Origin of the sequence: Paenibacillus sp. FSL R10-2788 (genome assembly GCF_038003885.1) — a bacterium.
In the GTDB taxonomy this organism is placed as follows: Bacteria; Bacillota; Bacilli; order Paenibacillales; family Paenibacillaceae; genus Paenibacillus_AQ; species Paenibacillus_AQ odorifer.
In genome coordinates this window covers 2661873-2681361 of sequence record NZ_JBBOQA010000001.1, presented here as the reverse complement: position 1 = coordinate 2681361, position 19489 = coordinate 2661873, and the positions used below count along the sequence as shown (strand labels likewise).

Sequence of the window (19489 nt, the reverse complement as noted above, 5' to 3'; positions counted from 1 at the left end):
GGGCAAAATCTAACAAAAGATTCTCAATAATAAAATCCCCTACAAATTCCACAAAAATTCCATTAGATGTATATTGACATAAATATTTATTTGTGTTATAATAAAATATTTACCTATTGTGTTCGTTTCTAGTTTTGAGTAATATATGCATTAGCCTCACGGCGTCGCTCTTATTATCAATCACGGAGGGATATTATGTACATTGCTCAAGGAATAGAAATGCTCGAGATTACAGCGCAGGTTATGGGTGGAAAAGACACGATTTACCCCACGCTACTCTGGGATGGACATGCCGCCGTACTCGTCGATACCGGATTCCCGGGTCTACTCTCTAATTTCAAAGAGGCTCTAAAAGAAGCGGATGTGCCTTGGCAGAAGCTCCGCACCCTTATTATCACGCATCAGGATTTAGACCATATTGGTTGCCTCCCTGCCCTATTGGCTGAAGAAGATCTAGAGCTTACTGTTCTGGCTCATGAAATTGAGCAGCCCTATATTCAAGGAGAGCGAATGCTCCTTAAGCACACTCCCGAAGCATTAGCGGCGGCAGCGGCTATGATCCCAGCTCATGTACCTGAGGAGTGGCGGCGTGCCTTCCTCTCTGTATTAGCCCATCCTCCTAAAGGAAAAGTGGATCAAACGCTTGTGGATGGAGAAAAGTTACCTTTTGCCGGTGGAATTACGGTGATCCATACCCCAGGCCATAGCCCAGGGCATCTCAGTCTTTACCATCATGATAGCCGTACACTTATTGCTGCCGATGCCTTGACCGTTCAGAATGGCGAGCTACAGGGTCCCACTCCTTCCTCCACACCTGACATGGAGCTGGCTTTGTCCTCTCTGACCAAGTTCTCTGAGTATGAGATCGATACGGTCATTTGTTATCACGGCGGACGCTACCGCGGAGATGCAAACAGACGTATTGCTGAACTAGCAGAAGGAAAAGGAAAGCTGTAATTGTACAAAAGAAGACAGAGCCTGAAATCCGGCTCTGTCTTCTTTTTTCATATATGATCGCTATTCTTAATTATCACTTAAGACTCTGAACCCACCGTAAACCGTTCACGAATATGCTGCGGCTGTTCGATTTCATCAACAATAGCAACGGCATAGTCTTCGTAGCTGACATAACTCTCACCTTTGGAGTTCACCAGAAGATTATCCTTACCTTTTACATAAGAGCCCGTTCTTGTGCCAATGGCAAAATTAGCAGATGGACTAACAAAGGTCCAAGAGAGTGAATCTGTTCCTTGTAGTATCTCCAAATTCTTAGCTTGATTCGTCGCTGTTGGCTTAATGAAGTCAGGAAAGTCATTCGTATCCGCTACTTTAAGCGTTTTGGCTTCATCTACATAAAGACTTCCTGCACCGCCAACTACAATCAATCTTGTATCGGGTGAAGCCTTCAAAGCTTCAATAAGCACATTCCCGGCATCCACATGCAGATGTTCTTGTCCAAACGGCGCACCAAAAGCATTCACAACCACGTCGAACCCCTGCAAATCTTCAGTGGTAAGCGCAAATACATCCTTTTCGATGACATTCGCTTTCCTATTTGTTACTTTAGATGCATCCCGTACAATCGCTGTAACTTCATGACCTCTATCCAACGCTTCCTGCGTAATTCGACTTCCAGCTTTTCCACTTGCTCCAACAACTGCGATTTTCATATGATTGTCCTCCTGAGTTTACGATGTTTTCGCTTTAGTATTTATATCAAGAAGCTCCTGAACGATGGTTCTATCGATATCGAGATCAAATTTTCTCCCCCAAAAGCATTCCGTGCCCCGTTGAGTGATCCGATCATAGTCTTCTATCGTTAGTGTTCTAGGATAATCCGGTCCTGTTTCCCAATCTGTATACCGCTTAATTTCATTCAGTACATGCATCTTATAAACGCTATTCAAAATTATCGTATGGAAAAAGATTTCATCTCCACATAAAGTGTTCCTAAAAAATCTGACGTATTCCGGAGAGCTTTTTGTAAAACCCAAGATGTATTCCATACATTCACCTGTAATTGACATCCAGTTCGAGCCTTTATATAAACCTTTCGGCAAAGCACCTAATTTTCTTTGCAGAAACGGAACGCTCATAATTAGTTTAATGTACCTCATTCTGATCGCTGTCATACGCCGGGTCCTTGAGATGAGGAACCTAGGATAATAAACTGAGACCCGCTCGTAACATCCCCAAGTTTCCGCTGCATTAGGCAGCTGCAAATACTTCACAAATTCCTTACCCTCATTCATCTTAAAGAAATCTAGAATCACTTCATTTGAAGCTAGAGGCAGATCCTGACCGCTTAAGATGTGAATATAATTGAAATCCCCATGTTCTTTGATCAGCGAAAAGCACTTCAAAATACATTTAATTTGACTGTAATGCCCCCACTGTACATCAATAGGCTTTTCCACAAAATGAATATCGTTACGATGAATAATATCAGCCTCAATATTACTTTTCTGATCGACATGCAGGAAAAACTCTACGGACTCGTTAGTTAAACTATCGATTAGCATATTGATCTGCTCCGGATTTTTATGACAGAGAATTATATACGCCATTTTGAATGCTTCCAACAAACTTCACCCTTCCGCCCACCTATTTCCAATATTATAAAATAAATGGACGAAAATGGATATAGATTTATCTTTCTAAAACAAGTCTGATTCCAATGTTCCATGGATCTTGGAATGTAGGATTTCCATTCTCTTCTGTAACTGCGTAACCAGCCTGCCGAACTCGCTCCACCACAGCGTTACGTTCCTCTTCATTCGCAAGAATTAAAGTGAAATAATCAATCCCTACAGTATCAGCTGGAGCCGCAGGTGCGCCCTGTCCGGCCCAAACATTCAGCCCGATATGGTGATGATAACCACCAGCAGAGATAAACATAGCAGCACTTCCATAATTAGCTGTTAGTTCAAAACCAAGCAAATCGACGTAGAAGGCTTTCGCCTTATTTAAATTCCCCACATGAAAGTGTACATGCCCTATCACTGTTCCTGCTGGCAGCCCGTTCCATGATAAACCTTCAGAAGCTGCCAATAGTCCATCTACATCCACTGGATCAGTGGACATCATTACATGCCCTTCCGCATCATATTTCCATTCATTCTTAGGACGATCTCGATAAATTTCAATCCCATTATTGTCTGGGTCCTGAATATACAGTGCTTCACTGACCAGATGATCGCCCTGCCCCACCTCAATCCCCGAAGAGATCAAATTACGCACAACCAATCCAAGGCTGGGACGATCTGGAACAAGGATAGCAAAATGATACAACCCAGCCACAGAATTAGGACGGATCACCCGCGCATTTTCAATCTCCCGCAAAATCAATAACACATTCTGACCGTCAGCGGTCATTTCAACTTCGCGGCCAGTCTGCCGTAAAACGCTTAATCCCACAACATTCTGATAAAAGGTGAGCGAACGCTCCAAATTGCTTACTCTAATCTGCACCAGACCGATCTGAGTGTCTGGTTGAAGTATTGTTTTAGTCGTCATTATAAATTCCTCCTAATCATGCTGTAACTATTTCAGTTACAAATTAACTATCTTTAGTATAGTTACCTTCTATATGTTTGTCAATTACCTATAAAAAAATCATGTCGACTGGTTCACAGCCAAACATGATTCACAAAATAATATTATAAGTAATTCAAAAAAAGGTTTCCGGGTATTTCAACTCTCCCTTAATCCTCTGCAGTACGCCTTCCTTCAGCTCACAGACCATAAAGACATTCTCCGGTACCTCAAATTGCTTCAACTCCAGCCCATGTAGCCCTGCGGGTTGAAATCCGAATCTTGGGTAATATTCGGGATGCCCGATCAAAAAAACAAGCTCATATCCAAGCGTTCTACATCTTTCTAACCCTTCTTGGATCAGCGCCTTGCCGATTCCTTGCTTCTGAACGTTCGGCAGAACAGCTAATGGGGCTAACGCAATCACATCAGATAACTTCTCCCCATCTTGAACTACAGCCTTACTTAACAGTAGATGTCCTACAATCTCATTATCCTTTTCCGCTACAATCGAGAGCTCCGGGATAAACCCCTGCGAATTTCTAATGTTTTCGACCAACCGCGCTTCATCTTCCCGATCACCAAAAGCCTTAACATTCACTTGAAATACTCCATTATAGTCTGCCACAGTTTCTGTTCTAATTCTCATTTTTGTTGCTCCATTCCAGAAAATATTCGGATACACTGGATTCCAGAAGGCCGATCAAATCTTCATCCATATACTTATAGTCATCAGCTATGTTCAGGCAAATTATTTTTTTGCCAATTACACAACCTCTAAATTTATCTTGAATTCTTCGAACATGTTTCTTCTCCATCACAAAAATCACATCCGCCCAACCCAAATGCCCTTCAGAAATTTTGATTCTGGCATGATCTTCAGTCCCTGCAGATCTCACTTCATGACCATCAATTCCTTGAAAGATCTTCTCCGCAGTTAGACTCCGCCAGCGATTCTGGCTGCAGACAAACAGTAGTTTAATAAGTGCACCTTCCTTATCCGATTGTTAAAAAGATATTTATTGTCTCGCCTGCTTCGTGTATTCAATCAACCAACAATCTCTTAGCTCTCCTTCATGTTGCTCGTGCTGTTCAAGGTATTTCTTCTTCACAAAGCCAATCTTCTCATATACTCTAAGGGCTCTCTTATTCCAGGCTTGCGGGTCCATGACGATTTTGTCCGCTTGTTTTATTTCGATAAGATACTTAACCGTTTCTTTAATGAGCCGTGAACCAATTCCTTGATTCCATAAATCAGGCTCGCCAATGAACTGGTCCATCCCAAAGATTTGACCTTTGAATCCCACGTAGCCGTACACTTCTAATTCTTCATCATCTATAAGATAGAACTGAAGATAACCTATATCCCTCTCCTTGTATTGCACTATACACCGCGTGACTTCTGCTTGCTCGTCGTAAAAATGCTCCCTCACCAGCTCCAAATCATGCGGGCGATCACGGCCTTCATAGAACTCCAGTACAACGGGATCTGAGAGCCATTTCACAAGTAATGCGGCATCGTTTAACTCAAGTGTTCTCAGTCTGATCTCTTGCTTTTCAAAAATAATCATAACGCGCCATACAGTTCATAAAGAGGTCTGTAGTTTGGATGTTCTTCTATTTCCGTTACGACAACACCTTGCTCGGAGTCAATCACACGGTAGGCTTTAGCTACTTCTCTGGTCGACATCACTTTATATTCATTATCTTTATAGATGATTGCACAATTGTTATCCACCGCGATTCCCGGCAGACCTCCACCTTTAACCATGCGTGTAAAATCTTCAACCCGAATATCCTCATTATAATGCGGACAATGAATGCCCGGCAGAATCCCCATGGCTGCAAGCTTGATATACTGCCATTCCCCCTGGTCGTCGAACGCTTCAGAGTCACTATGCCCATATTCAAACCAACAGATGGAACCTGCGCTAAGCCCGGCCAATACGGTTCCAGAGGAATAAGCTTCTTTCAAAAGCGTATCTACCCCTGTATTTTTCCAAATCTCCAGCATCTTTCGGGTATTGCCTCCACCAACATAAATCAAATCAGCAGCTGTAATTAAATCTGTAATCTCATCCTGAGTGTAGGTTTGGCTCACAAGCAATAAGTGACTTGTTTCACATCCGAGAATATCGCCATATACTTTGCTAAAAGTATCACAATACCCCGGCGCATCACTACTGGCTGTTGGAATAAATAACGCCTTCGGCTTAACCTTTTGAGTTAGCTGCACAACTTCACGATCAATTTCCAGCGTTTCAAGCTCGATTAACTCTCCCCCGCCAATAACTACGATAGTGCCCATGTTTTCCCCTTCTTTCACCAGGATTACATCCTATTGCTTACTCTTGGCTTACCGATGCTTGCAAAATATTCCTCTGCCAAAATGCTGTAAATCTCCAGATCCACCAGCCCTTTACCTGACCATACATGCGCCTGCCTTAACGTGCCTTCTTTCGTAAAACCATTTTTCAAAAGCACCCGCTTCGATCGTTCATTAAAGGGCATAACCTCAGCTTGAATTCGATTGACTTCTGCAGTCTCAAATAAATATTTCACCACTAACTGAATGGCCTGAGCTGCAATCCCTTTGCCCCAATAAGGTTCCGCCAAAAAGTAACCGATCGTCACCATATCCACCTTTTGATTAAAATCCATAACTTCGATGATACCTAGCAGTATGTAAGGGTTATTTTTGAGGAAAATCCCCCATTTCACTCTTACCCCTTTGGTAAAATCACGTTCGAAATGACCAATCATATTTTTGACTGTATCTTTATTATGTTTCGGAATAATCCCACAGTACTCAAACACTTGATCATTGCTATATATCCCAAATACCTCATTAAGGTTGCTGACTTCAATCTTTTTCAGTAATAATTGCTCGGATTCCAAAGTAGGGAATTGCTCAAATACGTGACTAAGCTTCAATTTGTTCCCTCCATTACTTTTTGATGGCTTGGATTAAGGTTGCAGTTTGATTTTTTGTTTCCTTTATTATCCTTTCCTTTATTATCCCCGGACACTTCCCCTGTACTGCGCGGTTCTAAGCTCACGAATATAAGGCTCAGCAGCTGGCATATCTGCCTCAACGGCCTGTTGAACGGCTAACTCGATGTCATAAGGCACTCTTACAAATTGCATATTTAAAGGAGCTGCTGACCCTCCCATGTATTCTCCCTCCATAATCACATAAGATGCCTGGGTTAAATCAAGCGGATTCCCCACACTGCCTACATTAAATAAAGTCTTGCCTTCTAGATGTTGAATAAAAGCATTATGAATATCCCCGTAACCTACGATATCCGCTTGTCGTTTCTCCTGGCAGAGATCAGAATAATCAAACAAAGATAATCGCTTTTCATAATCATCCCAAGGTTGAACACGTTCATACAGGCTTCGTGGCGAAGCATGAAATAATCGCACAAATTTACCACTTATCATAAACTCAATCGAAAACGGCAACGTGCTTAAATAATCAAGACGTTCTTGACCTAATAACCCGCGGCACCACCGAGCCATCTCAAAATCAACATCCTGATTCATTAAATCATCCCAGTTCCCCATAACACTGATTTCACAATTCTTTTTTATGATATCAACGGCTAGATCTGAGTTCGGTCCTTTTCCAACAATATCGCCTAAACAAAAGACTCTGCTGATTCCCCGCTGCTGGATGTCATCTAAAACGGCCGTAAGGGCCGGTATATTTCCATGAATGTCTGAGATTATTGCAATTTGCTCCACTGTAGAACCTCCGTATATATTGATCTTTAAAAAAGTTACTTATCCTAATTCTAATTGTACTGCATCAGCGACTGTGGCTCATTTATAGGGCTTTTTTGCTTCTCATTTTGCTACTTTGGATGATTTCAGCCAAATCTGAGGCATTTATACCGTACATTTCACCATTTCAGCTACTTCAGCCCATTTCTAAGGCATTTATACCGTACATTCCACCATTCCAGCCACTTCCGCACATTTCAACGGCATTTATACCGTACATTTAATCATTCCAGCCACTTCAGCCCATTTCTACGGCATTTATACCGTACATTCCACCATTCCAGCCACTTCAGCCCATTTCAACGGCATTTATACCGTACATTCCACCATTCCAGCCACTTCCGCACATTTCAACGGCATTTATACCGTACATTTCACCATTTCAGCTACTTCAGCCCATTTCTAAGGCATTTATACCGTACATTCCACCATTCCAGCAACTTCAGCCCATTTTAACGGCATTTATACCGTACATTTCATCATTCCAGCTATCTTGTTCTAGTCCCACTTAATCTTTTGTAAACTTTATGGATTGTAAAATATCCTCTATCCTCTTCATGTCTTCTTTATGTACTTCATCCACACTGTAAGGGAACTGCACCATAAATGACATTTCCGGTTCCTCAATAACGTAATAGATAGCTTTCCCTTTACTCCCTTCCTCTTCGAATACTTCAGTTTCGTACTTTATGGACTCTAACTCGCCTAAACTAGCTTTACTTTTTGTCAGCTCCGCCCCGTTGTTGTAATTCGTTTGGGCATCCCCGAGCCATTTGTTGACAAGCTCCATATCCTTAGGCTTAAATCCAAAGAGCATTACTCCTGGACCTTTAAGTCCCTCAGCAGGTTTATAATCAGTCGTAGAGACTATCAACCATAATGGCGCTCCATACTTCTCAGTTACAACCCAATGATCCGGATAGTTAAAGGTGATTCCAAAATTCGCATCCTCGTATTTAGTGGTATCCCTTGATTCATTACATCCGGTAATCATTACCATAATTAGTAGTATAGGCAGTAATTTCTTTAACATTCTTTAGCTCTCCCTCAATGTATGTATGTATATTATCTTTAATCCGGCTTCTAAATACAGATTCTATATTCCCTCTTACTTCCCTTCTTTGTCCATAAACCTAATTAAGCAAAAAAAGACCAGAATCACGTTTTCACATGTTCTGGCCTTCCTTCTAAGCTATGATATGGAGTAATCATAATTCAGGCATTTCATTCACAATCTGCTCCAATGTAACCTCCTGGAGAACATTCTCCATTGCTTTTTGGGCGAGTGAGAACACAGGTACAATTGCACTGGCTATATTCTTACCAACAGGACAATCGGGATTAGGATGCTCATGGACAGAAAACAACGAGTCCTCTTCCACCGCATTAACTGCCTTATAAATCTGCAGCAGCGTAATCTCGGATGCGCTACGTGTAAGCGAAGCGCCTGCGACTCCGGGGCGGGCATTTACTAGTCCTGCTTTTTGCAGCATACTCGTAAGCCGACGGATAACTACAGGGTTTGTGTTTACGCTACCAGCTATCCACTCCGAAGTGCTTTTGCCTTCTTTATTGCTGTCAATCAACGTTAATATATGAATGGCTACCGCAAATCGGGTGCTAATATTCATAGAAATCTCTCCTTCTGCCTTGCTGCAAAACATCATTCAGATGCAACTATAATAGTTACATTTCATGCGTTTGTCAAACTTTTGAGGATATGAACAACTTAAAATCTATCAATATTCTCCATATAGATTAGGATGGTATATTTTCATGAAAAAAGATCGCTGGGCAATATTTTTAATAATAACAGTTGTCTTTGAATTTATTAATATAACTTACAGTTTAATATTCGAACAATCCATAGAATGGTTTTCTTTGATTATATTAATTCTCTTTGTTTCTTTAATTGTTAAGTCTAATATAAGTAAAAACAAAAAAATGATTAAATACAACTGCCAAATGGCACTCGTATCCTAAGTATCTTTTCCTATGTGATCGAATTCCTTTAGAATCTCAGCCACCTGGGCAGCATATTTTTTACTCAGACGCGATTTGCCAAGATTACTCTTCACAATCTTAATGATTCGGGCATCTCGGCTCTTTGCAAATCTCTCCAGCATAACAAAGCCTTCTTCAGGCTCATTCGCCACAAATACACTCAAGCTGTATTCAAGTCCCTTAGATAATACACGAAAATGCTCAGCGTCCTCATGTTGCGCTCCCCCACCATCTATACTCTCCATGATTCGGGCAGCCAACTGAAGACAATATAGCGTATTTTCTTTCTTTTTTAAAAGAGGAGGATGCGCTAATGCCGCTACAAAAGCCCGTTGTTCAAGCCTGTTCGCACCTTTCTCCCACATGTCGATCAGCTGTCTAAGTAGGGTGAAATCATCCTCCCCTATACTTTGCAGCGCCATAGCAGATGCTTCACGTACCCTCCATCGCGAGTCATTCATAGCTGTCTTAATGATGTTTTGAATCACTACTTGCTGCTCTTCTCCACCGTAACTGTAATAAGCACCGAACGCCCTAATCGCACAAAACGGCAGAAACTCACGGGGATCATTCACCCCAGCTTCAGCTTCAGTAATATTAGTCCAAGAGACGAGCAGCTCCCAGCCTGTATCTGTTAGATTAGGATGCGCGAATTGTTTGGCGAAATGGTCTGAGAGCTCCAAATTCACTCGTGGTCCTGGGAGTTTACTCTCCTGCATCATCAAATCATTAAGCTGTACCCACAGCTCCTTATCGTTTACCCATTGCTGAAACGGCACTTCAATCATCTTTTGCTCAGCCATCTCTGGTCCCTCCGATAGTTATCTTCAGATTCGAACGATTCCTTGCATCGCGTATGCGAGTTTCCTGTTCCATCAATATTTGATCAAATCTCCAGCATTAATCACTCATGGACATTTTACATCACATCAATGGCTTATGCATATAACCGATGAGGGAATATTAACACCTTGGCAGAAAACTTCAAATCTAGATAAAGCGAAAACGTGCAAGACAAAAAGCAACTTATCTGTAGATAAGCCGCTTCTCTGTAACAAGTTCAATATCACCTAGGCTTAGATCGTTAAAAAGCATCCAATAGTTGCATGCAATCCTGGTGAAATTGGCATTGGTTTACCACTGAAACCTCCCCGGGAAATAAGGGGTTTTGCGCACATACGGCTAATTTATATTTCTCATCAATATGATACTGCTTAAAGTGATACAATCCGATTGCGTCATGGTTCTCCAATTGAATTCCGTTGTTTAAACGAAACGAAAACGAGTTCAATGGAAGAGATAATCCCTTCCCTATCGCTTTGATATAGCTTTCTTTAAGTGTCCAAAGGTCAAAGAACAGACTCATCCGGCCCATCTCTTCACATTCCGTCAATTGGACATATTCATCTTGCGAAAAAAAACGCTTAGCAATATTAAGATCGGCTTGCTGAATCTGCTCAATGTCAATACCGATCGGCAATTCATCCAATGCGCAAACCACCCATTCTCCTGAATGCGAAATGTTAAACTCTACAGTACCCCCCCTTTTTTTTAGGGAGGGTTTTCCGTAGACATTTGTAACAAACTCGATATCGCGGTTGTTCACTTTTAACCGTTTATTTAAGCTTACACGAACCAGCAATTCAGCAATAAGAGAATGCTGCAACGCTTCCACTCTTTTAAAGCGTTTAAGCCGCTCTCTCTTTTGTTGGGGGATGCGCCACATTAATGTTTCTAACGCAGGTTCAGATATTAGCTCAGCCACCTTCACCCCGAAAATCTCCATCGCTCATCGCTACTCCTTCAGCTCATAAGTACTTGCGAATCCTATTCATGAAAGGACAACACGTCATTCTCTATAAAAGCAGCTTTCTCTACAATTTTCCGCTTATAATTCCTTACTTTTGCATCATCTTTCTCTCCTTGAAGTGCAAAAAAACTATCCCGTGTTTCATCAGAAATTCCCCAGAATTTTTGCATCACCAAGGAAGTATGCATGTAGCTTTCTTCACCATCTTTATAAATTCCAAAATCAAAAAGCTGTTCCTTCACCTGTTCATATAGCTGTGTGCCAACATAAGGAACATTGATATTTATCACATAATTATCAGCCTTTAAGGCTTTAAAAAAAGGTAACATCTCTATATAATCTTGGTCATTGAATCCAGGGCATCCCAGTAAAATATAGGCTGTCCGTTTGATTCCCGCCTCCGCTGCCATGCGGAAAGCTTCCTCGACTTCCGTCAATCTAATTCCTTTATTCACCACTTGCAGCATCCTTTGGTTGGCCATTTCCACACCAAATTTCAAATGCACGCACCCCGACTGCTTCATCTTATCAAGGATATTCTGTCTCACACAAATGTCCACGCGCGCCTCTGCCCACCAGTGAAACTCAGGGTACTCCTCTTTTAGTTCAATCAGCAATCTAAGCATTTCTGAGGTGCGTTTGCCTAAGCCCGGCAGAAAGATCATATCTGAGAAATAAAATCCAAATACATGCATATGTTCAATGCGGTAGCGGATTTCGCTAACAAAACGTTCGGGAGACATAAAGGAGACATTGCAGCCGCGCAGCGAGGGCTGATAACAGAATGTACAGCGTTTGGGGCACCCGCGCATAGACATAATGTAGTCCCAGTCTTCCGGCTTATTTTTCTGCGCTAAATATGAATCTGTCAGTATCGGAAGATCGTTTAATTGCTGGGCCCATTTAACAGGCAGCATTCCCCTTGCATTCCCCTCTACTACAGAAACCGCAAGATCCTCGCCTTCTCCAACAATGATCGTATCCAAATCAGCCGTGTCCTTCAGCTTGGCATGTTTAAGCAAATGTCCATAACCAATACAGGTAACCTTATCTCCCCATCTCTTCTTTATCTCTTTTGCAAGGTATGCACAGGACTGAGTACTTCCAAGCTCGACAGTAGGCATCAGAACATCGCCAACACCAATAAACACATAATCAGGCTGAAAGCGCTCTAGCTCATTTATTACCATATCAAAGCTTTCATGCCCCCGAGTACAACGTTCCTGCATAAGCCAGCTGTTCATAGTCATACTGTACCGCTCTGTATAATCATGATCATCTGGAGCATTATCGCCATTAATTAACGTGACTGCATGACCCCTACGATGCAATATCTCCGCTATGTAATGCATAGCAGGACTGATCCTATTGTTTTTCGACTCAATAAGCCGGTAAAACGGGGGAATAACACAGGCTACTCTTTTACTCTGACGATCTGCCATTGATTTCGGCCTCCATTGTTAAATTTTAGTGAAACTGAGGTCTGAATCTGAGACGATGGAAGAGCCGACTTTGGCAGCGGAACCGGGAAGTGTTCCAAATCTGGCACCCAAAAAACTGGCAGAGAATTGGGGCATCCAGCCATGCACATTAAAGCAGCCATTTCGGTCAAAACCGGCAATTAACATTCCCGAACGGTCGTATCTCCCTCTTGGAAGCCAAATCCAGTATTCCGAATCCGGGGTATTACCTGTCAAGAATCTCACTCTAGCCACGAAAAGAAGATACCTTTCCAAACTAAAGTTAAGATCCCCGCTGTCTTCCACTAAGTGTGCAACCTCTAGCCCTGTGTGTTTCATTAATGAAGGCGACAGCGCAGCCGCTGTTCGAATCCAGCAATCTTCCTGCTCCGTTGCGGCTGTCACAAGTGGATCTTTTAAGGCCCAGCTTGAAATTCTTGTAAGCTCACCAATCTGTTCCCGTGTAATTCCCTTGGGAAAGCACAAAATAATTTCTCCATTTTCTCTCGATGAACGAATCTCTTCGCTTGTAAAAGGACAAGGCGATAGTTCGAATTTTCTGCCAATGATCTGATCTACCCCCATCCCACGATACCAGGATTCAAGCTCCAGACGCAGCATTTCGGGATCATCCGGTGAATGCTCAAGGTTTGCGGTAAACCGTTTGAGATCCGTCCGCTGAAGCACATTTGCGTTTAGCATATTATCTATAAGCTTTAACATTTGGTTCTTAGAGTTCTCCATTTCAATAAACCTCCTATACTTCTAAATCTTGTAGTATTCATTAATTTTTCTGCCTGCTGCAGTTAGCCAGCGATTGGACCGCAATGATGATATGTCTAATGTTTGTGCCGAATTCCCGGCTATTTCTTCACTGATTAGGAGTCCGGCGGCCGGGCTGTGCATAAAACCATGTCCGCTGAATCCTGACGCATGGTAAAACCCTTGGATTTTGTTATCAGCGCCCAGCACTGGATGGGAGTCCGGCGTGTCATCATAATACCCTCCCCAGCAGGATTTGATGGTTGCTTCCTGGAGACGAGGCAGCCGACGAAGAGCAGCTTCCAGATGTTTATATTCCCATTCCGGGTCTGAGTAGCTATAATCCGGATCTTCGCATCCCCCTGCAACAAAGGGCTTATTTAAGCCCGTTAACAGACCGCCTGTCTCCTTATGTAAGCCCAGACCTTCCCCGGGGAACACAATAACGGGAAAATCGGCGGGCAGCCATGGGAGCACATCTGTAACCAACAACTGCTGATGGCAGGGGATTACCGGCAACTCAATTCCGGCTTTAGCAGCCACAAATTTGGACCAGGGGCCCGTAGCATTTACAACAACTCGCGAAGTTATCGCTCCTTCTGACGTTACCACTTGCTGTATCTCGGAACCGTCAGTAATAAAGTCCGTTACAGCGACTCCAGGATAATATTTGACACCCAGCTCTCTGGAGAGCCGAATATACGTGCTTGTAATCTTATTGGGATCGATCAATCCATCCTGCTTATTGTAAGTTGCACCGGTTACATCCTCTAGAACCAGCATCGGCAGCTTCTTTTGAATCTGCTTAGGCTCCATCCATTCCGTTTGCACACCCAACCTTTGCTGCAAAAGCATCGCATCATAAAACTCAGAAAGATTATCTTGTGCCGTGAAAATAAACATATATCCGCACTGGTCCATTTCATCCTGAACAAGGTTATACGAATCAAGCTGCTCCAGCAATCGAAAACTTAACTTGGACAATTCAATATTTATCTCCGTTGTAAACTGACTTCGCATCCCGCCTGCGCAGATAGATGTGGTTGCTCCGCCTAAACTTTCGCTTTTCTCAAGCACTACCACATCAGTTATTCCTTTTTTGGCTAAATAGTAGGCTGTACACGCCCCGACTGCCCCAGATCCAATAATAACAACTTCACATTTATCGGGTATCACCGAGAATTCTCCTTTTCTTCTATTTTGCTGGTTACAGTACTAAATTCTTTCAAAAGCGCTGACAGAAGCGCGCGCTCTTGCACATCGATACTCTCCACTGTGCGTGCAGCGATCCGCAACAGGTTAAGGTCAGGCTCAAGATGATATTTCACCAAAATGTTTCTGAGAATAAGAGTGGTTTCGTATATATCCTCATAGCCTTTCATAATGAAATCAGAAAGGTTATATCCACATTGAGATAAATATCCAAGCCTGTTAACCATGCATTTTTTGTGCTCCCAGAGTAAATGAAACGGACGAACACAATAGAAAATTTCGTTACGCGCCAACCTATCTAAATAGTCTAGCAGCGCTCCATACACCTTCATTCCCCAACACGAACCTCCATCTGTTCCCGGGCAGGTTACCATGGTTTCTGGCTGGCGTGAATAGTAATAATCCGCTAGGCTTGCGATCAGTGTAGTTGGCTCAAAATGCATCTTATCAGCTTCATTTAGCCGGACAGAGCGAATCGAACGCCGTTCGAATGCATGAGCGCGCAGCGATGATATGATCTGATCGGCGGGAAGCTCATGAAACTCGAAGATTTTATCGTAATCCGAGCCAGCAATACTAAATGTATGACTAAGATCATCATAGCCGTAAATCATAAAATTCCTTTCGAAATGAACCTTATTAAAATAGTGCTTACCTTCTATATAAAATTCATCCAAGCTTACTTCGACATACTCCTTCTCGGCCAGACAATCCAAGATCTGTTTTACAGCAACACGTTCAGGACCAAGCCTGATCTCTTTCAAATTCAGATAGGGGAAATGCCCCAAAGATTGCTCGGGTGACAGAAATTCAAGATCCATCACATCCATATTCGCTCCAAGATATAAATGAATATAATGGTTATGCAGCCAATCCATCTTTCTAGAGCAGACTTCCACTACACTGAGCAGATGAGAGCTGTTCATGCTGCTGTTCACCATAGGGTACTTGATCGGCAGGTTAGGCATCTGTGGCACATCCTTCACCATTTTTACTCCAGAGATATGCCGTTAAATCTCCAACCGTAGGAAAATGTCCTGCTACCAAAAGGTAAGGATCAAAGTCCAATTGCAACGCCCGCTCAACTTCAACAATAAATTTGATGTAAGTAAGCGAATCCATTTCCAGATCTGTGAACACACTTTCGGGCTCCAAGGAAATATCACACTTTACAAATAGGCGCAGCAATACCTCCACCCGCTGTTGTATTTGGTCCATCATATCCTCCCTGTCCATCATTTATCTCTGGCCTAATGTTCCTTCGCCTACTTGCAAAATTTCTTCCAACGACATTCCTAATTGAGATAACACTGATTTCGTCAGCTGTCCCTGGGCTGCAGCAGAGGACGGTTCAGCAAGCATGTCCGCCATTCTTGCAATCGTAAATTCGCCTAGGTACAACTCCATAATGGTTATGTTTGTATTGAATCTTTTGTTGACAATACTAACTAGCTTTAGAGCTAATAACGAATGGCCGCCCAGATCAAAAAAATTCTCGGCAATGCCGATCGCACGGCCCTCCAAACTCAACAACTCTTGCCAGATAGATTCTATCTCTTCCTGAAACTCATTTTTAGGAAGTAGAGCGCTGCTCGCTTCTTTAAATCTCACATCAGGCAGCGGAAGCGCCTGGCGATCAACCTTACCATTTCGATTTAACGGAAATCTCTCAAGTCTCATAAAGATGCCAGGAATCATATAGGCCGGCAAATAAGCTCTCGCATAGTTTCGCAGCTCCGCAGCGGCAATCTCTTCATCGCTCACATAATAGGCAATCATAAGCTGCCCCCCGTTATTCTGCTTGAGCGGATGGACAAGAATCTCTTTGATCCGGTTGTAACGGCGAAATACGGCCTCGATTTCACCCAGCTCTATCCGCGCACCGTTGAGCTTGATTTGTTGATCTGTTCTTCCCCCATAAATAATCGTGCCGTCTTCGAGGAATTTGCCCATGTCTCCTGTGCGGTACAGACGTTCAGCAGCAGGATGTCTGGAGTAAGGATTGGGTACAAAACTGCGGTTGGTCAGCTCTTCATTTCCGATGTATCCTAGGCCCACTCCTATTCCACCAATGCATATTTCTCCGTAAACCCCAACGGGAACCGGCAGAAGATACTTATCCAGAATGTAAATTCGGAGATTGGAAATCGGTTTGCCGATCGGAACACTTGAATGGCCTCGGCTCTCCGCACAGTCCCAGCAGGTTACATCAATGGCCGCCTCAGCGGGCCCGTACAAGTTGAACAAATGCGCAGCGGATTTTGAGAAAAAAGAATCACGTAATGTGGTACTCAGCTCTTCTCCACTGCAAATGACATTTTTAAGTGAAATGCAGCTTTCTATTGGAAAGGAGTCCATAAACTGCTGCAGTAACGCCGGAACAAAATGAATCGTCGTAATATGCCTCTCGACAATCACATTCCCAATATATTCAGGATCATGCGGTTTATCCGGTCGGGCTAATACCAATTCCGCTCCATGCAGTAATGGCCACAGCAGCTCCCATACTGCCACATCAAAAGTGAGCGGTGTCTTCTGCAGCACTTTATCGGTCTCATCCAAACCAAACTGCTGCTGCATCCAAAGAAGCCGGTTGTATAATCCCTCATAGCTGTTCATCGCGCCCTTCGGGGTTCCGGTTGAACCGGAAGTATAGATAACATAGGCTAAATCGCTGGGTTCGGCCGGCTCATTGTGCACAATTTCACACCTTAAGTCAGCTGAATAAGAGCTATTCCCGACGAGGACCACCTTATGCATCGGTTTAAACAGAGCCGCATATTGTTCCTGGGTGATGATCAGTGCACACGACGACTCACAAATCATATGGGCCAGACGTTTGGAGGGTAGCTGTGGATCAAGCGGCATAAATGCCCCGCCGCATTTAATTACCGCCAGAATTGAGGTGACTAGCTCAACAGATCTCTCCAAGCCCAACCCAACAAGGCTGCCACGCCCGATCCCCAATTGTATCAGCCTCGAAGCAAGCATATCTGAGGCCAGATCAAGCTCCTCATAACTCATGTTGTCTTCTTCGCTCAAAAATACAGCCCGCAGATGACTATGCTTCGCAGCTTGTTTTTTGATCTGGCTTATGAACCTTCGGCTGTCCAGACAGCCGAAATCCGTACAAGTATCATTCCATTCGTAGATCACTTTATTGATTTCTTCCGCGGTCAAAAACATGTGGCTGCTAACCGTAGCCTCCGGTCGCTGCAGCAGCTGCTGGAGAATGTTAATGTAGTGGTAATGGAATTGCCTCAATGAGGCCGCGTACCATTTATCATTGTTGTATTCGTAAAATAATTGCACTCCGCTTCCGGTATCATTAAGCCCAATCGTCAGGTCAAAGGCCGAAGAGCTTTTATCTGCCTTTAACGCTTCAACAGTTAGGTTGGATAACTCCAAATCCGTTTTGCCGCTCTGCACATAAGTAAACATCGTTTGAAACAGCGGATTTTCCCCTGGCCTGCGATCTGGATGCATAATACTGACCAGCTTGTCGAAAGAGACTTGTTGATAGGCAATGCCCTCATTAATTGTTTCTTTCTCTTTATTCAATACTTCAAAGAAGCTGTCTTCAGTCTGCACATTGGTGGTGAGTGGCAAAGTATTGGCAAAAAAACCGATAAGATTCCTTACTTCAATGCGGTTACGGTTAGCCATGGTTGAGCCGATAATCAGGTTAGACTGGCCGGTATATCTAAACATCAGGACCCGGTAGGCTGCGAGCATAACGTTATAGACCGTGAATTCGGGGTGACGTTTTATAAAATCCAGCATTTCATTATAGGCATCCTGCGGCAACTCTCCCCCATAATTGCACTCCGAATCGGTTGGCCCAGCAGCTTCAGGCATTGCCGCAAGGTTTAAATCAAGCCGTGTATCTGCCGAAGCTAACTTGTTGCTCCAATAATCCATTAGTGTTGGATTGCCGGCATTTGCAATATATTTTTGTTCCCAGACCGCATAAGCAGAATACTGTACCGGTAATTCAGGCAAGCGTGCCACCCTGCCTTCTTCCAAAGCGTTGTAGATCTCCCTGAATTCATTTGTAAAAATATCCAGAGACAACGCATCTGAAATGCTGTGATGGAAACGAAATATCAGTAAATGCTCGGTTGGGCTCATCTGCACCAGTACCGTCTCAAATAAAGAGCCTCCATTTAATTCGAACGGTTTATTAATCTCCATTGCCAACCAATCGAGCGCCTGTTTCTCCATCTCTGACTCAAGACAATCCAACCGCTCAATCCTGACCGCTGCGGGCTGTGGAACCGTCTTTTGGTAAGGCTCCCCGTCTTTTTCGTAAAATACAGTGTCTAAAATTCGATGCCTTTCCTTCAATATACCCAGACATTCAGTCAAGTGTTTATAATTCAGACAACCCTTCAAGCGGTATTGTATCGTCATATTGTAAGCGGAGCTGGCAGGGTTCAATTGATGCAAAAACCATAATCTGCGCTGAGCGCCGCTCAGCGGAATATCGGTTAAATCGGAATCAGCACGGATAGGAGGGAGACTTCTATGCATTCGCTCGGCCTGCAGCAGCGCTTCCCAATTTGATAAACCTCGAGTCATACTTCATCCTCCCGATTCTTGGAATTAAAAATCATGCATCAGGAAATTGCCTTATCATTGAGCAACACTTTAAGACAGTTAATAATCGTCAAGGGAGACTCAAAGGTCTCTGGAGTGAGACAGTTGTCTGGAATCTGAACCCGGAAGACCTCCTCCAAATCGTACAGAAGATATAAAGCCCGGAACGAATTAACTCCCCATTCGGTTAAAGTTCTGTTCAAATCAGCAGCCTGCAGCGTCTCTTTCTGCTCTACTAAGGGTAAGGCTCCATTTTTGCGGATTAGTTCCATCACTGTCGCTTGGATATATTCCTCATCTCTGTTCATAACGGTCAAAT

The 19489-nt window shown here is 43.3% G+C and carries 20 protein-coding genes and 1 pseudogene; 1 reads left to right on the top strand and 20 read right to left on the bottom strand.

Translation table 11 applies throughout. From position 1 onward, the window contains the following. The first annotated feature begins 195 nt into the window (after positions 1-195). Positions 196-957 (top strand): MBL fold metallo-hydrolase, encoded by a 762-nt coding sequence (locus NSQ50_RS11635; RefSeq protein WP_076224031.1) that lies wholly within the window; start codon positions 196-198, stop codon positions 955-957. A 77-nt stretch (positions 958-1034) separates the two neighbouring features. Here the strand turns inward: NSQ50_RS11635 and NSQ50_RS11630 are convergent, their stop codons facing one another. The 20 genes and pseudogenes from NSQ50_RS11630 to NSQ50_RS11535 all read right to left on the bottom strand — a co-directional run bounded on the left by NSQ50_RS11630 (position 1035) and on the right by NSQ50_RS11535 (position 19478). Then, on the bottom strand, positions 1035-1670 hold the full coding sequence (locus NSQ50_RS11630; RefSeq protein ID WP_036685963.1) for an NAD(P)-dependent oxidoreductase: 636 nt from the start codon (positions 1668-1670) through the stop codon (positions 1035-1037). An 18-nt stretch (positions 1671-1688) separates the two neighbouring features. Beyond that, positions 1689-2567, bottom strand: coding sequence for a beta-1,6-N-acetylglucosaminyltransferase (locus NSQ50_RS11625; protein WP_076224066.1), 879 nt, complete (start codon positions 2565-2567; stop codon positions 1689-1691). Positions 2568-2649: 82 nt separating this feature from the next. After that, positions 2650-3516, bottom strand: a complete 867-nt coding sequence (locus NSQ50_RS11620; RefSeq protein ID WP_076212739.1) for a VOC family protein — start codon at positions 3514-3516, stop codon at positions 2650-2652. Between the two features lie 154 nt (positions 3517-3670). Further along, positions 3671-4183, bottom strand: coding sequence for a GNAT family N-acetyltransferase (locus NSQ50_RS11615; protein ID WP_076100668.1), 513 nt, complete (start codon positions 4181-4183; stop codon positions 3671-3673). Further along, on the bottom strand, positions 4173-4517 hold the full coding sequence (locus NSQ50_RS11610; RefSeq protein WP_076100670.1) for a low molecular weight protein tyrosine phosphatase family protein: 345 nt from the start codon (positions 4515-4517) through the stop codon (positions 4173-4175). The genes NSQ50_RS11615 and NSQ50_RS11610 overlap by 11 nt, the downstream gene beginning before the upstream one ends. Before the next feature lie 36 nt (positions 4518-4553). Further along, positions 4554-5105 carry a GNAT family N-acetyltransferase gene (locus tag NSQ50_RS11605; RefSeq protein ID WP_076100671.1) on the bottom strand — a complete coding sequence of 184 codons (552 nt, stop codon included), beginning with the start codon at positions 5103-5105 and terminating at the stop codon, positions 4554-4556. Continuing rightward, a complete protein-coding gene (locus NSQ50_RS11600) occupies positions 5102-5842 on the bottom strand; it encodes a Type 1 glutamine amidotransferase-like domain-containing protein (protein WP_036686532.1) in 741 nt (246 codons plus the stop codon). The genes NSQ50_RS11605 and NSQ50_RS11600 overlap by 4 nt, the downstream gene beginning before the upstream one ends. Positions 5843-5865: 23 nt before the next feature. Beyond that, complete coding sequence (locus NSQ50_RS11595) at positions 5866-6468, bottom strand: GNAT family N-acetyltransferase (RefSeq protein WP_051491425.1); 603 nt, start codon at positions 6466-6468, stop codon at positions 5866-5868. A gap of 81 nt (positions 6469-6549) precedes the next feature. Then, positions 6550-7284 carry a metallophosphoesterase family protein gene (locus NSQ50_RS11590; protein WP_036685954.1) on the bottom strand — a complete coding sequence of 245 codons (735 nt, stop codon included), beginning with the start codon at positions 7282-7284 and terminating at the stop codon, positions 6550-6552. A gap of 547 nt (positions 7285-7831) precedes the next feature. After that, a complete protein-coding gene (locus tag NSQ50_RS11585) occupies positions 7832-8356 on the bottom strand; it encodes a hypothetical protein (protein ID WP_036685952.1) in 525 nt (174 codons plus the stop codon). Between the two features lie 175 nt (positions 8357-8531). Next, a complete protein-coding gene (locus NSQ50_RS11580) occupies positions 8532-8954 on the bottom strand; it encodes an Rrf2 family transcriptional regulator (RefSeq protein ID WP_076100677.1) in 423 nt (140 codons plus the stop codon). 348 nt (positions 8955-9302) lie between these two features. Next, positions 9303-10130, bottom strand: a complete 828-nt coding sequence (locus tag NSQ50_RS11575) for a hypothetical protein (RefSeq protein ID WP_051491424.1) — start codon at positions 10128-10130, stop codon at positions 9303-9305. A 377-nt stretch (positions 10131-10507) separates the two neighbouring features. Continuing rightward, a pseudogene (locus tag NSQ50_RS11570) lies at positions 10508-11113 on the bottom strand (4'-phosphopantetheinyl transferase family protein); the annotation flags it as partial. A gap of 41 nt (positions 11114-11154) precedes the next feature. Continuing rightward, positions 11155-12579: a B12-binding domain-containing radical SAM protein gene (locus NSQ50_RS11565; protein ID WP_036685945.1), complete on the bottom strand. Its 1425-nt coding sequence runs from the start codon at positions 12577-12579 to the stop codon at positions 11155-11157. Between the two features lie 18 nt (positions 12580-12597). Then, complete coding sequence (locus tag NSQ50_RS11560; RefSeq protein ID WP_076225143.1) at positions 12598-13341, bottom strand: hypothetical protein; 744 nt, start codon at positions 13339-13341, stop codon at positions 12598-12600. A 21-nt stretch (positions 13342-13362) separates the two neighbouring features. Then, the gene (locus tag NSQ50_RS11555; RefSeq protein WP_076105501.1) at positions 13363-14535 is read right to left on the bottom strand and encodes an NAD(P)/FAD-dependent oxidoreductase; all 1173 of its coding nucleotides are present in this window, start codon (positions 14533-14535) and stop codon (positions 13363-13365) included. Then, positions 14532-15560 carry a hypothetical protein gene (locus tag NSQ50_RS11550; protein ID WP_141240356.1) on the bottom strand — a complete coding sequence of 343 codons (1029 nt, stop codon included), beginning with the start codon at positions 15558-15560 and terminating at the stop codon, positions 14532-14534. The genes NSQ50_RS11555 and NSQ50_RS11550 overlap by 4 nt, the downstream gene beginning before the upstream one ends. Further along, the gene (locus tag NSQ50_RS11545) at positions 15532-15792 is read right to left on the bottom strand and encodes an acyl carrier protein (RefSeq protein ID WP_162164283.1); all 261 of its coding nucleotides are present in this window, start codon (positions 15790-15792) and stop codon (positions 15532-15534) included. Before NSQ50_RS11545 ends, NSQ50_RS11550 begins: the two co-directional genes overlap by 29 nt. Positions 15793-15810: 18 nt before the next feature. After that, positions 15811-19152, bottom strand: a complete 3342-nt coding sequence (locus NSQ50_RS11540) for a non-ribosomal peptide synthetase (RefSeq protein ID WP_076225142.1) — start codon at positions 19150-19152, stop codon at positions 15811-15813. A 38-nt stretch (positions 19153-19190) separates the two neighbouring features. After that, positions 19191-19478 (bottom strand): hypothetical protein, encoded by a 288-nt coding sequence (locus tag NSQ50_RS11535; RefSeq protein WP_076141736.1) that lies wholly within the window; start codon positions 19476-19478, stop codon positions 19191-19193. Positions 19479-19489 lie beyond the last annotated feature (11 nt).